This window comes from Chryseobacterium sp. JM1 (assembly GCF_000737715.1).
Classification (GTDB): domain Bacteria; phylum Bacteroidota; class Bacteroidia; order Flavobacteriales; family Weeksellaceae; genus Chryseobacterium.
Window position 1 is genome coordinate 245,941 of record NZ_JPRN01000004.1, and the last position, 14,367, is coordinate 260,307.

Below are 14,367 nucleotides of genomic sequence, written 5' to 3' on the forward strand. Positions count from 1 at the left end.
ATGTTCAGATTGTCATGAAATTTTGATTTCAAATAACAAAACATCAGAATCAATAAGCAATTTATCCCGAACTCAGATTATTTAAATAATACTGAGGGAGTCTGAATGTGCTTCGATTCTATGAATATTTACATCGCTGCACCTACTTCAGTATTTCCATCTCAATTTCCCTATCCTTATCTATTACTCCTTATTCTAAACTGGAACTCACGCTGCACTAATAAAATAAATTAATATATAACAATACAGTGATTTAATTTTTCAGTACCTTAGGCCTTCATTTTCAGAAAAATATAAATTAAAACCATCAAAAAAAATTAATTCCATGAAAAAAACAAATCTATCCAAACTTTCGAGAACAGAACTGAAAGAAGTTTTCGGTGGGTATTTATATCCGGCACCATGTCCGGGAGGATGCCCGGGTGAAGCCCTGATCAGATGCCCTGACGGCTCCACTACCATGACTAATTTTATATGCATGGGAGGAGGATGCGCAGCGGCCGCGATGTGTAAACCATTGGTCCTTGAGCCTTTCCCAGATCCGATCATTTTCACACCGTAATTTGATCTACAAAAATCAAGTGAGCTTTGCGGCTCACTTTTTTATTTTCTAACTGGTAAAAATGAAAAAAGAATTAGTCAATACAGTCTTTGTCAAAAACTTCTTTTTTTATAGGAAAAAAAATCAGCATCATTTTTAGATCACCCATTCTAATAATATAAAATTCTCTATATTTACGACACAATAGACTGAATTTCAAATTAAATACCACATTTTGATTTCAATTATTTAAAATATTATTATATTAGTAAAAAATTATCCTATGAAAAAAACATTACTTTTGAGTTTTATGGCACTTGCAACTATGGGCAGTGCACAGATTTTAGTTACGGAAAGCTTTGAAAATGCAACCTATCCGGGGTTTGTAGTAAGTGGAGGGTATGCTGATGCACAGGGCACTACTTTCGGCACTTATATCAGCGGTGCGTGTGACGGTACGGTATCCATTGGAGCTGAGGCATATGGATCAAGTGTTGCCAACAGAACTATCAACTTAATATATACAAAACCAGCCAGTATTACTGCCAATGGTAAAAAAATCGATATTTCCTTTTCATACTCCACAAGTCCTTTCGATGCAACAAGTAGCATAGGAGGTACCATTACTACAGCTTACTCTACAGATGGAGGAACTACGTATCTGCCGGTTGGCTCACCAGTTACCTTAACGTCTGCAGCTCAAGCATGCGCAACATTTACAGGCACAATTCCAGAAAGTGCCAATGTAAACGGAAATTTCATGCTTCGTATTCAGACTGTAGGAACATCCGGTACTGCTTATGATTTTTACAGTTTTATAGATAATGTTAAAATCAAACAGGAAGTGACAGCACTTCCCGCCTGTACAACAATAAGTAGCCCGGTAAGCGGAGCAACTGGTGTTTCAGTACGCCCACAAATAAGCTGGGCAGCAACAGCAGGTGCAGAATTTTACAAAATAAAAATAGGAACTACTTCGGGAGCATCAAACGTATATACGGGAATTACAACCGGTACTTCATTCACGCCTCCATCTACAGAAGTACTTCCTCAAAATACACTTCTTTATGTTTCTGTAACACCAACCAACGCTATAGGTGATGCTACAGGATGTCCGGAAATCTCTTTCACCACAGGTGCCAATCCATATACACCTTATTGCGGATCTCTTGTTTCTAAACTTGGCGTATATCCTATATCCAATGTTGTTCTGAGCAATATGACCAATGCATCCAGCGCAACTGCCAATACAGGTGACGGTCATGAAAACTTCACCAGCAAAGTAGCCACTGTTACCAGAGGGACTTCTTATCCTATAACGCTTACAGGAACAGGGGTAACCACCAACAGATTTGGCTTTACCGTATTTATAGACTGGAACCAGAACGGAAGTTTCGCAGATGCAGGAGAAGCCTACTTCGTAACTTCAGATTTTGCAGGTTCTACAGGAAATACAGTAACTGTTAATAAAACTATTGCAGTACCAGCCACTGCAGCGCTTGGAAACACAAGAATGAGAGTGAAGTATCAGTTTAACAGCTCTACTACCAGTGTAAGAGCAGAGCTATCCAGCCCTTGTACTGATCTTAGCCAGGGACAGGCCGAAGATTACACCATTACTGTACAGAAAAATGTATTGGGAACTTCAGAAGTGAATGCTGACAACAAAGCCATCTCTCTATACCCTAATCCATTCAAAGACATTGTGAATATCTCTGACATAAAAGACGTGAAATCTATTGTAGTAACAGATGTTTCAGGCCGTCAGGTGAAAACAATGAAATCCAGCACAGAAATTAATCTTTCTGATCTGAGCGCAGGTCTTTACCTTGTTTCTCTTCACATGGAAGACGGAACAGTAAGAACTTTAAAAGCGATCAAGAAATAATATATCTTACATAAAATTCATTTTTAACATAAAGCGGCGGTATTTTATACTGCCGCTTTTATTATTCTGCCTATTAAGAAAAAATGAATCCGCTTTTCAGTATATTTAAGTAAAACTAAAAACAGTATGAAAACCATCGAAGAAGTTCTTAAAAAACTGGATGAGATCATCATCTGGAGCAAAGAAAACCAAAGCCCGGCTGGATATTTTGCCTGCACATACCGTATTATGACCGCACAGGTGCTGAAAGGAATTCAGCAAAAAAAATTTGAAGACAATCCAAGAATGGTCTCCTTAGATATTGCTTTTGCCCAAAGATATCTGGAAGCCTGGGACAATTACAGTAAAGGAAAAAAATGTACCCAATCCTGGTACACAGCTTTTGAAGCCACGAAAAATAAAAACCTTTTGATTTTACAGCATATTTTTCTTGGAATGAATGCCCATATTAATCTGGATCTCGGAATTTCCGCAGCCTCAGTAATGCCCTACCGGAAAATAAATCCTCTTAAAAAGGATTTTGAAAACATCAACACTGTGATCTCCTCGATCAATCAGCAGGTTCAGGACTCACTGAATACAATATGTTATCCCGTCAATCTTATTGACAAAATTTCCAATGGAAAAGATAATGCCGTTCTGGATTTTGCCATTTCCAAAGCAAGAGAAACTTCCTGGGCTACAGCAGTTATTGCATCTAACACACCCAACTTCCTCAGAGAATCAGTGATCCATATTGTAGATTATGCCGCCGCAAAAGTGGCAGCTCAGATTTTAAACCCTAAAATAATGACTCCAGCTTTAACGAAAGAGCTGAAAAAGTGTGAGAGCAATGATGTGGTAAAGAATATTGACATCTTATCTGGAACGAAAGTAGTTTAAAGCAAAAAAGATGAAGAACGAAAAAGAGAAGTACAACTACAGCATACACTAACTTCCCTCCTCCATCTTCCAATCCCTCATTTAAAGTATAAATTAATTTTTCTTTTTGTAATTTTGAAACATGGAGATGACCTATTTAATTATTGGATGTATTGCCGGCGGAGTTCTGGGAGCTGTTATTTTGTATTTTGCCTTAAAATCGTCTACGGTTTCAAGAAGTTCTTATGATGAGCTGAATAATCTGCATATCAAAACACATTCAGATCTGGAAAATCTTCAGCTGAAAGTTTATGAACTGAGCCAAAATATTGACAGGGAAAAAGAACAGAACCAATTACAGACCGACCTTCTGAATGATCTGAAAAATGAATACGCAAAAATTTCAGCAGAACATTCTTCTCTAAATTCTCAATTTTTAGAACAAAAGCAGCTCAATTCCAAACAGACTTCTCAAATAGAAACGCTGATCACTGAAAAGCAGCATATTTATGCTAAAAATTCTGAGCTTTCTGCTAAAAATGAGAGCATGCAGCATTCTCTTGATACCCAGAAGGAAGAAATTACCAAAATTCAGGATGAATCAAAGCTGCAGTTTGAAAATCTGGCCAATAAAATTTTAGAAGAAAAAACAGAGAAATTCACGACTCTAAATCAAAATAATTTAAAAAATATTCTGGACCCTTTTCAGGAAAAAATCGCTGATCTTAAAAACAGGGTAAACGAGGCCTACGAAAAGGAAAATAAGGAACGTTTCTCTCTTGCAGAAAAAGTAAAAGAACTGGCAGAACTGAACCAGCAGATCTCCGAAGATGCGAAAAAACTGACAAGAGCTTTAAAAGGGGAAAGCAAAACCCAGGGAAACTGGGGTGAAATGATCCTTGAAAGTATTCTTGAAAAATCAGGACTTGTTAAAGGAAGAGAATATTTCCTGGAACATGAGCTTCGTGATGAAGATAACAAAGCCCTCTTCTCTGAATTTTCAGGAAAGAAAATGCGCCCGGATGCCGTTGTAAAATATCCGGATGAAAGAAATGTGATCATTGATTCTAAAGTTTCTCTCACAGCCTTCACCGAACTGGTAGATGAAACCGATCAGGATGTGTACGCCATAAAACTCAGCCAACATTTAGGCTCGATCAAAAACCACATTCTGCAACTGAGCCAGAAGGCGTATGACGACTATGGAAAATCGCTGGACTTCGTCATGATGTTTATTCCCAGTGAACCCGCTTATATTGCCGCCATGCAGGCAGACCAGAATCTCTGGAACTTTGCATATGACAGAAGAATCCTTCTGCTCAACCCGAGCAATCTGATCACTTCTCTGAAGCTTATTGCAGATCTTTGGAAGCGCGAATATCAGAACAGAAACTCTATGGAGATTGCTGAACGTGGTGCGAAACTGTACGATAAATTTGTAGGTTTCGTGGAGAACCTTGAAAAAGTAGGAAAAAACCTTGATCAGGCTAAAAATGTTTACAATGATGCCTACAAACAGCTTTCCAGCGGTAATGACAATCTTGTGATCCAGACTCAGAAACTGAAATCTCTGGGTATTAAGAACAAAAAAGACCTGCCACAAAGTCTTATCGACAATGGCAATTTTTTAGAAACAGAAAACTAACCGCATGAAAAAAAGTCATATCATTTTAATCATCAGCGTGGCCGTTTTTGTAATTTCTCTGGCTTTGCCCGCAGTTTTCACACAAAAAGGCAGCGAGATGTATGGTCTTGCTCTTTTTATGTTGGGATGGGCTGATCTTTCCGGAGACGGAACTTCATGGCTGGCCAATCCTATTCTTCTTTTCTCCTGGATATTTTTATTAGTTAAACAACCGAAAATTGCCGCTTTTTTAGGCTTACTTTCTGTAGGGGTCGCGCTTTATTACTTTAGTGAAACTGAGATAACCGTTAATGAAGCAGGACATAAATCCTCTATTACGTCTTATGGTCCAGGATATTATCTTTGGCTATTGAGCTGTGTAACTATGTTTGTTGGCAGTTTACTACTCTTGCGTTCCAAACCGGATCCTCAGACCGGCTTGAAAAATTAACCCTTAAAGGTTCACGATATGTTTTCCTTTGCAGCCTATCCATTTCCCAAATCTGATTCTTACAAAGAGATTCTGGTGTCGTCAATGGTTGCAGGTCTGCTATTTTATATATTCCTGATTGTTTTTCAGCCTTTTGGAACAGAAAACTTCCATCATCAGTATAAATATCTGTTGCTTTTTCCCTATTCTCTCATCTTTGGAGTCGCTTTCTTTATTGGAGATCTCTGCATTATCCGTTTCAAAGACTGGAGCATTGGCCTCGAACTACTAAAACTGATCGGAATTTTTTTTTTAGCCTCTATCCTGTCTTATTTTTACAATAGTTTATTCATCAGCCATGTTAAACTGAGCTTCATCAACTATCTTTATATGTTTTTGTACTGCCTGGCATTGGGAATTCCTATTTCCACTATTTATATATTGTCAAGGTATATTTATTTAAAAAACATTCACGAAAAAACAGCAGATCAGGTCTCAAAAAAACTGGCTGAGCATCCTCAACCTACAGATCATAAACTCAATAAAACCCTTAATATATCTGCGAATAATATCAATCTGCAGTTCCCCGAAAACCATTTCCTCTGTGCACTGTCTATGGAGAATTACTGTTCGGTGTATTTTATAGAAAATGATCGGGTGAAAAAAGTATTGATCAGAATCGGTCTTTCCAATCTTCTGAATCAGGTTCAGACAGATTGTATAAAAAGATGTCACCGTTCATATATTGTCAATCTGGATCAGGTCAAAAACATTAAGGGAAACGCACAGGGTTACCGGCTTTTTCTTTCTGAAATTGATTTTGAAATTCCTGTTTCCAGAAGCTTTATTTCATTGATCATTCCCAAATTGAAAGATTTAAAGGTTTAACATTTGTGATCCGTCACTTTTTCTTTGTCATTGATCACTTTGATTTGGACAAGCTCATCACAAGGTGCAATTTTGTTCAAAATTTAAAACAATGAACAAGCTTATCTCCTTCTTTTTCTTTTTTATTTTCGGATTTTCCGTTTATTATTTCCTTGATCTCAATTACTTTAAGACCATACAAACCTTTGTTAAAGAAATATCGGGAAGCAAGGCCTTAGCTCATGTCGCAGCCTATTCTGTAACCCTTATCCCTTTGATCATTACTTTAAAAATTCTGTTTCCTAAAAAGAATATTACAGATCTTTTCTCAATGAATAAACCGGTCTCAAAAGGTTTTAGCCTGGCTTTCATAGGTACACTTCCTATGCTCGTAGGTTATTTCATCAATTTTAATCTGATAGACAGAATAGATATACAATCCCTGTTTATCAATACCATTTCATCTGCATTTTTTGAAGAGATTATTTTCAGGGCATTTCTTATCGGCATCCTTTACAGGTTTACCGGGCTGGGATTTATTACATCCGCATTATTCGGATCATTACTGTTTGCGCAGGTGCATTTATATCAGGGAAGCAGCATAACAGAACTTATTGAGATATTTCTCATCACATTTTTCGGCTCGGTATTTTTCTCTTGGGTTTATTTTGAGCTGGATTTTAATCTCTGGGCAGCCATATTTCTTCACATTTTTATGAATCTGTATTGGGAAATTTTTAATGTTTCGGAAAATGCATCAGGAAATCTGTTCGGAAATTCATTTAAGATTTTATCCATTCTGCTGGTTATAGCCATGATTATCTATAAAAAATATGAAGGTAAAATACCTTTTCAGATCACCGGAAAATTCCTTTTCCTGAAAACTAAACCGGCCTAATCACAAATTTTGCATAATTTTGCAGCATGTTGATAGAAAGTTTTCAAAACGATAAAATAAAAAATGTCACCAAACTTCTGGCTGACAACAGGTTTCGTAAAAAATCAAAGGTTTTTGTTGTAGAAGGGCAGCAGGAAAATGAAAGGGCATTACAGTATGATTTTGAACCCGTAGAGTTTTTTATCTGTGAAAACATCTTTAAAGGAAAGCTTCCTGAGAGCAAAATTCATCAGGTAAGTGAAAAAGTATACGAAAAAATCGCGTACAGAGGAAGCTCGGAAGGGATTATCGGGATTTATAAAACCAAAGATAATATGCTTTCGGCGTTTGTTCCTAAAGAAAACTCGACGGTCATTATTGTAGAGGGCGTTGAAAAACCTGGTAATTTAGGCGCAATCCTTAGAAGTTGTGAAGCTTTTGGAATAGATGCCCTGATTGTTGCAGATGGAAAAGCAGATTTTTATAACCCCAATGTGATACGCTCAAGTGTCGGATGTCTGTTCGGAATGGAAGTTTATGATGCGGAAAATGAAGAAACCCTTGAATTTTTACAGAAAAACAAATTCAATATCTACACGACTCTTATGGATGAGACTGCGGAAGATCTGTATAAAAGAGATTTTAAACAGCGTTCTGCGGTATTATTCGGAACTGAGCATTCCGGTTTAAGTGATTTCTGGGTTGGAAAAGGAAAAAATACCTTAATCCCTATGGCGGGAAGCATAGATTCATTAAACTTAAGTAACGCAGTAGCTATTACCTGTTATGAATCATTGAAGCAGAAGAAAGGATAGTAGTTGTAACGGAAAGGAAACTGGATGTTGCAAGAGGGAAGATTCTGAAAAGTTATTTATCTTCTGAATCTTCTTCATTATAAAGCATAAAAAAACCGTCTCACCAGGCGAAACGGTTCTTTTATTGTTAAGCTTAAGCTAGAATTATTTCTTAGCAGCGTCTTTAACTTCTTTAGCAGCATCTTTAGCAGCTCCTTTAGCAGCATCAGCAGCACCTTTAGCAGCGTCAGCAGCAGCTTCAGTTGTAGCTTTAGCAGCATCAGCACCAGCAGCAGTAGTTGCAGCAGCAGCGTCTTTAGTTGCGTTAACAGCAGTAGTAGCAGCAGAATCGATTACTTTAGCAGCAGAATCAGAAACTACAGCAGCAGAATCAGCTACGTTAGCAGCAGCAGAATCAGTTGCTCCTTCAGTAGAAGTAGCTTCAGTTTTTTTACAAGCTACTAGAGAGATTGCAGCGATAGCAGCTACGAATAATGACTTTTTCATAATAAATTAAATTTAATTTTGTTAATATTGTTTTTATAAATTTTCTTCTGTTCTGTTATTTGAACAAGACAAAGGTAGATCAGATAAGAAAGTTGTTTATGAAAAATAATTGTAATACATTTGTAAAATAGTTTTACAAATAAATAAAGCTGATAATCAACAATTTAATTATTTTATAAAAATTGACAGATTTAGATCTATTGCATTTTGAACAGCTCAAAAAAGACGTTCAGACCGAATATTTAAAAAGATCCACCCCTTCCCATGATGATATTTCAAAATGGAAGGGGATAGATATTATATATTTCCAGGAAGACCTTCGCAAAAAAGCCAAAGGCAACATCAGTGAAAAGTCATTTTACACCTATTTCAAAACTTCACCGGTTACCAAATTACCAAGAATTGACATGCTCAATTTATTGAGTATTTATGCAGGATACGAGTCATGGTACGACTTTAAAAAACAACATCTTTTTGCAGGAGAATTGCTGCTGGAAAATGAAGATCTTGAAGAGGAAGAAATCGCCGAATTGGAAAAAACAGTTTCCGAAGCCCCGGAAATTCCAAAAACTGAAATTCCAACCAAAAAAATCGAATTCCAGCCACAACAAAACACCGATTTACAAAAATCAAATACTGATAATCAACTAAATACACAAAATACAACCAATATATCTCAGGTAGAAATACAACCTCCGGTAACGAGAAAAAATTTCTTTAAAAAGAACGCCTGGGCTATTGTTACTTCTATTTTAGTTACCATTACCGGAATTCTTGGTTTCAAAGACACTCTATTTTCAAAAACTTATAAATATTGTTTTACGGACAAAGACCGTGGGGTTTCCGTGATCAACACCCTTGAAATAAGAGTGATCAAAGAAAACGAATCTCCGCTTTTCTATAAAATCAAACCCGGAGAATGTTTTTATTACTCGACTAAGGATAAAAACATCAAAATGCAGATCAGCGCTCCGTTCTACGAGTATCTGGAAGTCAACCGAAATCTTGAAAACGCTCCTGAAGAGGAAATGATCGAGCTGAAACCGGATGATTATAAGATGGCAGCCTATTATTTCTCCATTAAAGATGTAAAAGGTGGAAACCCGGAAGAACAGGTGGCATTAATCAAACAGAAAAGAAACCAACTGGAAAACCTGATCAGTAACAGCGCTGTTATTTACCAGGTGTACGACAACAAAACGTACGGCATAGAAAGACTTGATAAACAGAGATACATTACACTGGTAACCACCCCTACTACATCTCTGAAGAATCTTAATGTCATAGAGATGAAGAAAGACAGTAAAGGAAAAATCGTATCTATTAAATTTAAAATTGCATCCACAGATGAAGAGAATAAATAAGTTTTTAATTTTCGCAGTACTTTTTTTAGCATTTGTTTCCTGCAATAATAAAAAGACAGAAGTAAGCGATCTGGATAAACTGAGAAACAGCACCAATGTAAAAAGCTATCCGGCAGTACAAATGGACAGCATGCAGGCCATCAATTCCATTACGAAGCAGAAAGTGCAGGAACTTCTTGACCTTTCTACTTTATATTTGTCCGGCAACAGAAATACTGAAATAGATACCGTGATTTTCTCGCAGATGGAAAGCTATTTCCACAAACCGGATTCTGTGACGTTTAAAAAGCTTTTAAGAGAACTGGACAGCCTGAAAGTAAAATCTGTAAAGGTAAACAGCCTGAACGTCTACAAAGAATTCTATAAAAAGGACACACTGGATTATGCTAAATTCAATCTGGAATATTTTGATGCAAAAAATAAATCTCTGGGAACTTTTGAAAAAAATGCCCAATACATTTTGCTTTCAACCCCGATGATTAAAAAGGAATTTAAATTTTATTTCCTGGATTTCTATTCAACGCCGTTGAAGAAGGACAGTACTTCAGTAGGCGTCACCAAATAGTCTAAAGGAATATCATTCTCCCAGACATCGTCAATAGATTCGTCCGGATTAAAATAATTAGCACCAATCTTTTTGGATGCGGAAGAAATACTTTGGAAAAACCCGTCGTAAAAACCCTTTCCGTAGCCTACTCTATTTCCTTTATGATCACAATAAAGTAAAGGCGTGATCACAAAATCAAAATGAAGTTCTCCGGAATCTTCATTGGAAACAGGTTCGGAAATCCCCCAGCTGCTGGTTTCAAATACGGTGTTTTCAGTAATCTCTACTGCGATCAGATCATCTGAAACCACTTTAGGCACGAAAACACGGATGCCTTTTTCTAAAAAAGTATCAATAAATAACTTTGTGTCTATTTCATTGAACTTTTTGATAGGCACAAATACATGCACCTTCTGCCCTTTTTCAGGCTTGAAATAATCAAGAAAATGGTTTAATATTTTCTCAGATAACAGGAAAGCCTCATCAATTGACAAGGCTTTTCTTTTCTGCATGTATTTTTTTCTAAGATCAGCTTTTAGCATGACTCTATTATTTTTACTGAAATCAATTAATACAGGTTTGCTATTCTTCTATGCATTTTCAGCAGGCTTTATAATCTTATATAATTTGTCTGACAAACGGACTCTGAACGGAACTTCAAAAGTGATCTGATCTCCTTTCTGAGCGGTTTCACAAGGCCCTCCATCCACATAAATTTCGGTTATTGTAAATTCCTGCTCACCGGTTGTAGGTCCTGAAATCAAAACTTTATCCCCAATTGAAAGTTCTTTATTCTCAATTAAAAACTGTCCGATCTTCGATTTTGTATAATAATGTTCTGCCTTTCCAACCAATACTTTCTTGATGGCTATTTTCTGGCGGATGTTTTTTGTTTCTACTTTCGCTAAAGGTTTATCAGGTAAATCCCCTGAGTTTTTAAATTTCAAAGCATCGGATTTTCCTTTTCTGAAAACTTTATTTCCAACCTTTAATCCTTTTCTTAATTCTAACTGTTCAGCCAAAGGTAAATGGATGATCTCCTGGCATTCTGTAGAACAACAGTTTTCCATCGCTTCTTTACACTCATCACACTGAATAAACAATAAATGACAGGCATCATTGGAGCAGTTGGTATGGTTGTCACAAGGCTTGCCACATTGGTGACACTGCGCAATAACATCTTCTGTAATTCGCTCTCCTAAACGGTGGTCAAACACGAAGTTTTTTCCGATAAATTTACTTTCTATCCCTTCTTCTTTAATCTGGCGGGTATATTCAATGATTCCGCCTTCCAGTTGGTAAACGTTTTTGAAGCCCTGATGTTTGAAGTAAGCACTGGCTTTTTCACAACGAATTCCGCCTGTACAGTACATCAATAGATTTTTATCTTCTTTAAAATCCTGCAGCTGCTCGTTGATAATGGGTAAACTCTCTCTGAAGTTTTCCACATCAGGAGTGATAGCTCCTTCGAAATGTCCTACTTCACTCTCGTAATGATTTCTGAAATCAACCACAATCGTATTGGGATCTTCAAGCAGATTATTAAATTCCTGCGCCTTTAAGTGAATTCCTTTATTGGTTACATCAAAAGAATCGTCATTCAAACCGTCAGCAACGATTTTATGTCTGACTTTGATGGTCAGCTTTAAAAAAGAATAATCATCCTGATCCACCGCTACATTCAAACGGATGCCTTTCATAAAGTCGTAAACCTCCAGTGTATCGCGAAAAGCCTCAAACTGATCCGCCGGAACACTCATCTGAGCATTAATTCCTTCATGTGCCACGTAGATACGGCCAAGTGCATCAAGGGCGTTCCAGGCTATAAATAATTCGTCGCGAAATTTTTTGGGATCTTCAATTTTGGCATACGCATAGAAAGACAATGTAAGGCGTTCCTTACCAGCTTCATCAATAAGTTGAGCTCTTTCTTCTGCGCTTAAGGTGTTATACAGTTGCATGCTATAAACGTTTTAAGTGAGAAAAATATTTTTGCAAATATAAGGATTTTTCAATTGAATCATCCCGCTATGACATCAGTCATAGATAATAGGCAGAGATCAGTAAGTCGTCAAATCATAATGAATGAAGGACTTTCAGATAAATTGTCGTATCTTAATCATGACATTTTTACTGCTCTCAGGTTTACAAAATGTCACATTTTTCCTTTAATATTTTTTTAAGTTTTGTTAATACACAGGATCTAATTATGACATAATGCATAAAATGACATAATAGCCGTTAAATTTTAGTTAAAATTGAAACATAGCATGCTAATTGCTTACTTATTTAACATTAAATTTGTTTACGATAAAACAAAAAAAATCAATAAATAAAAAAGAAAGATATACAATGAAGAGTACTTTAAAAAAACTATTACCATTTGCAGTAGTGGGCGTTGTCTCAGGAGCTACTACCGTTGGGACATTACAATATTTCGGTAAGCATAACAATAATGCTGACCAGTCTTACTTCACCGCTGCGGCGCCTAACGCCTCATTCGTAGGAATGAATACAGCAACTGTGGGCGATGATTTCGTAAAGGCATCAAAAACGACCGTTCCGGCCGTAGTAACCATTAAAAATTATCAGAGCAGATCTACGAGCAGGGCTTCAGAACAGGATTTGTTTGATTTCTTCTTCGGAGATCCTTTCGGAGGAAGAGGACAACAGAGACAGAAGCAGCAGGCTCCGGACAATATGCCATCAGGAATGGGATCCGGGGTGATTATTTCACCGGACGGATATATCATTTCGAACAACCACGTGGTGGCAGGAGCGAATAAACTGGAAGTTGTTTTGAGCAACAAAAAGTCTTATATCGCAACGCTTGTAGGTACTGACCCCAATACAGATATTTCCTTACTTAAGATTGAAGAAAAGGGACTTCCTTATTTAAATTTTGCGAATTCAGACAATATTGAAGTGGGACAATGGGTGCTTGCCGTAGGAAATCCACTTGGATTGAACTCTACAGTAACAGCAGGTATTGTTTCTGCTAAAGGAAGAGGAATCGGGATCCTGGGAGGTCAGGGAAAAGCTACCAATCCAATTGAAAGCTTTATCCAGACCGATGCTGCGATTAACCCGGGTAACTCAGGAGGAGCGCTGGTAAACGTTAATGGTGATCTTATCGGGATCAACTCTGCGATTCAGTCTACTACAGGTTACTATCAGGGATATGGATTTGCTGTTCCGGCTAATTTAGCAAGAAAAATTGTTGAGGATATCAAGAAATTCGGAATTGTACAGAGAGGATTCTTAGGCGTTTCATCGTTAGACCTTTCCAGCGATCAGCAGGTAACGGCTTACAATAAGCAGTTTAAAACTACTCTTAAAGTAGGTTCAGGAGTTTATGTGACAGGATTTGGAGATAACAGTGGTGCTGAAGATGCAGGATTGAAAAAAGGAGATATCATCACTAAAATTGATACGTATGACATTACAGATTTCGCGGATCTTTCCATGTCTATCGGAAGCAAACGTCCGGGAGATAAAGTTCAGGTAACTTACTCAAGAAACGGTAAAGAAAGTACGACTACGGTAACGCTTAAAGACCAGAAAGGAGGAACTACGACCAGAACAAAAGCTGATCTGAGTGTCACTGAAAAAATAGGAGCTGACTTCGATCCGCTTACCGAAAAATTCAAAACAGAATACGGACTGAACAGCGGTGTAGTAGCTAAAAACGTAAGCGAAGGAAGCGAAATGGCTAAGATCGGAATTGTAGATAACTATATCATTATAGAGATCAATGGCAAGCCGGTGAACTCACAGAAAGATGTAGAAAAAGTACTGGATAAATACCAGGGGAATGTACAGGTGAAGTTTGTGGATGACTACGGAAGAATCTATACCAAAGGATTCAGAATGCCTTAATCAATATATAGAACTTTAAGTCTGTTCGGCAATAGCAAAGCGTCGGCCTCAAAAAATGAGGCCGACGCTTTGTCTTTTATATGGAACGCATAAAAATAAAGAGTTGAGATTAAATAATGGTCATTTGTATCTGAACTGATTTCCAATATCATATTGAGCAATACATCTCTGAGAGGGAGTATCTGCTT

General features: G+C 37.2%; 14 protein-coding genes. 11 read left to right on the forward strand and 3 right to left on the reverse strand.

Going from position 1 to position 14,367, the window contains the following annotated elements:
* The first annotated feature begins 325 nt into the window (after positions 1 to 325).
* The 8 genes from IW22_RS24245 to IW22_RS09655 all read left to right on the forward strand — a co-directional run bounded on the left by IW22_RS24245 (position 326) and on the right by IW22_RS09655 (position 7,903).
* On the forward strand, positions 326 to 562 hold the full coding sequence (locus tag IW22_RS24245) for a hypothetical protein (protein WP_131401717.1): 237 nt from the start codon (positions 326 to 328) through the stop codon (positions 560 to 562).
* 262 nt (positions 563 to 824) lie between these two features.
* Positions 825 to 2,429: a GEVED domain-containing protein gene (locus IW22_RS09625; RefSeq protein WP_034726042.1), complete on the forward strand. Its 1,605-nt coding sequence runs from the start codon at positions 825 to 827 to the stop codon at positions 2,427 to 2,429.
* A 126-nt stretch (positions 2,430 to 2,555) separates the two neighbouring features.
* Entirely contained in the window at positions 2,556 to 3,311 is a 756-nt protein-coding gene (locus tag IW22_RS09630) for a DUF5995 family protein (RefSeq protein ID WP_034726044.1), read from the forward strand.
* 121 nt (positions 3,312 to 3,432) lie between these two features.
* A complete protein-coding gene (rmuC, locus tag IW22_RS09635) occupies positions 3,433 to 4,935 on the forward strand; it encodes a DNA recombination protein RmuC (protein ID WP_410492840.1) in 1,503 nt (500 codons plus the stop codon).
* Between the two features lie 4 nt (positions 4,936 to 4,939).
* Entirely contained in the window at positions 4,940 to 5,365 is a 426-nt protein-coding gene (locus IW22_RS09640) for a hypothetical protein (RefSeq protein ID WP_034726047.1), read from the forward strand.
* A gap of 18 nt (positions 5,366 to 5,383) precedes the next feature.
* Positions 5,384 to 6,232 (forward strand): LytTR family DNA-binding domain-containing protein, encoded by an 849-nt coding sequence (locus IW22_RS23635; RefSeq protein WP_051891175.1) that lies wholly within the window; start codon positions 5,384 to 5,386, stop codon positions 6,230 to 6,232.
* Positions 6,233 to 6,323: 91 nt separating this feature from the next.
* Positions 6,324 to 7,109 (forward strand): CPBP family intramembrane glutamic endopeptidase, encoded by a 786-nt coding sequence (locus IW22_RS23640; RefSeq protein WP_051891176.1) that lies wholly within the window; start codon positions 6,324 to 6,326, stop codon positions 7,107 to 7,109.
* Positions 7,110 to 7,135: 26 nt separating this feature from the next.
* The gene (locus IW22_RS09655; RefSeq protein WP_034726050.1) at positions 7,136 to 7,903 is read left to right on the forward strand and encodes a TrmH family RNA methyltransferase; all 768 of its coding nucleotides are present in this window, start codon (positions 7,136 to 7,138) and stop codon (positions 7,901 to 7,903) included.
* A gap of 144 nt (positions 7,904 to 8,047) precedes the next feature.
* Here the strand turns inward: IW22_RS09655 and IW22_RS09660 are convergent, their stop codons facing one another.
* Positions 8,048 to 8,389, reverse strand: a complete 342-nt coding sequence (locus IW22_RS09660) for a hypothetical protein (protein ID WP_034726052.1) — start codon at positions 8,387 to 8,389, stop codon at positions 8,048 to 8,050.
* 182 nt (positions 8,390 to 8,571) lie between these two features.
* On the opposite strand from IW22_RS09660, the gene IW22_RS09665 reads away from it, so the two are divergent.
* Both IW22_RS09665 and IW22_RS09670 read left to right on the forward strand, forming a co-directional pair.
* On the forward strand, positions 8,572 to 9,753 hold the full coding sequence (locus tag IW22_RS09665; protein WP_034726055.1) for a hypothetical protein: 1,182 nt from the start codon (positions 8,572 to 8,574) through the stop codon (positions 9,751 to 9,753).
* The gene (locus IW22_RS09670) at positions 9,737 to 10,318 is read left to right on the forward strand and encodes a hypothetical protein (RefSeq protein WP_051891177.1); all 582 of its coding nucleotides are present in this window, start codon (positions 9,737 to 9,739) and stop codon (positions 10,316 to 10,318) included. The genes IW22_RS09665 and IW22_RS09670 overlap by 17 nt, the downstream gene beginning before the upstream one ends.
* Here the strand turns inward: IW22_RS09670 and IW22_RS09675 are convergent.
* Both IW22_RS09675 and IW22_RS09680 read right to left on the reverse strand, forming a co-directional pair.
* Positions 10,267 to 10,842 (reverse strand): 5-formyltetrahydrofolate cyclo-ligase, encoded by a 576-nt coding sequence (locus IW22_RS09675; RefSeq protein WP_034726058.1) that lies wholly within the window; start codon positions 10,840 to 10,842, stop codon positions 10,267 to 10,269. The genes IW22_RS09670 and IW22_RS09675 overlap by 52 nt on opposite strands.
* A gap of 48 nt (positions 10,843 to 10,890) precedes the next feature.
* Positions 10,891 to 12,261 carry a rhodanese-related sulfurtransferase gene (locus IW22_RS09680; protein WP_034726061.1) on the reverse strand — a complete coding sequence of 457 codons (1,371 nt, stop codon included), beginning with the start codon at positions 12,259 to 12,261 and terminating at the stop codon, positions 10,891 to 10,893.
* Positions 12,262 to 12,652: 391 nt separating this feature from the next.
* Between IW22_RS09680 and IW22_RS09685 the strand changes: the two genes are divergently transcribed.
* Entirely contained in the window at positions 12,653 to 14,179 is a 1,527-nt protein-coding gene (locus IW22_RS09685) for a trypsin-like peptidase domain-containing protein (RefSeq protein WP_034726171.1), read from the forward strand.
* Positions 14,180 to 14,367: the final 188 nt, after the last annotated feature.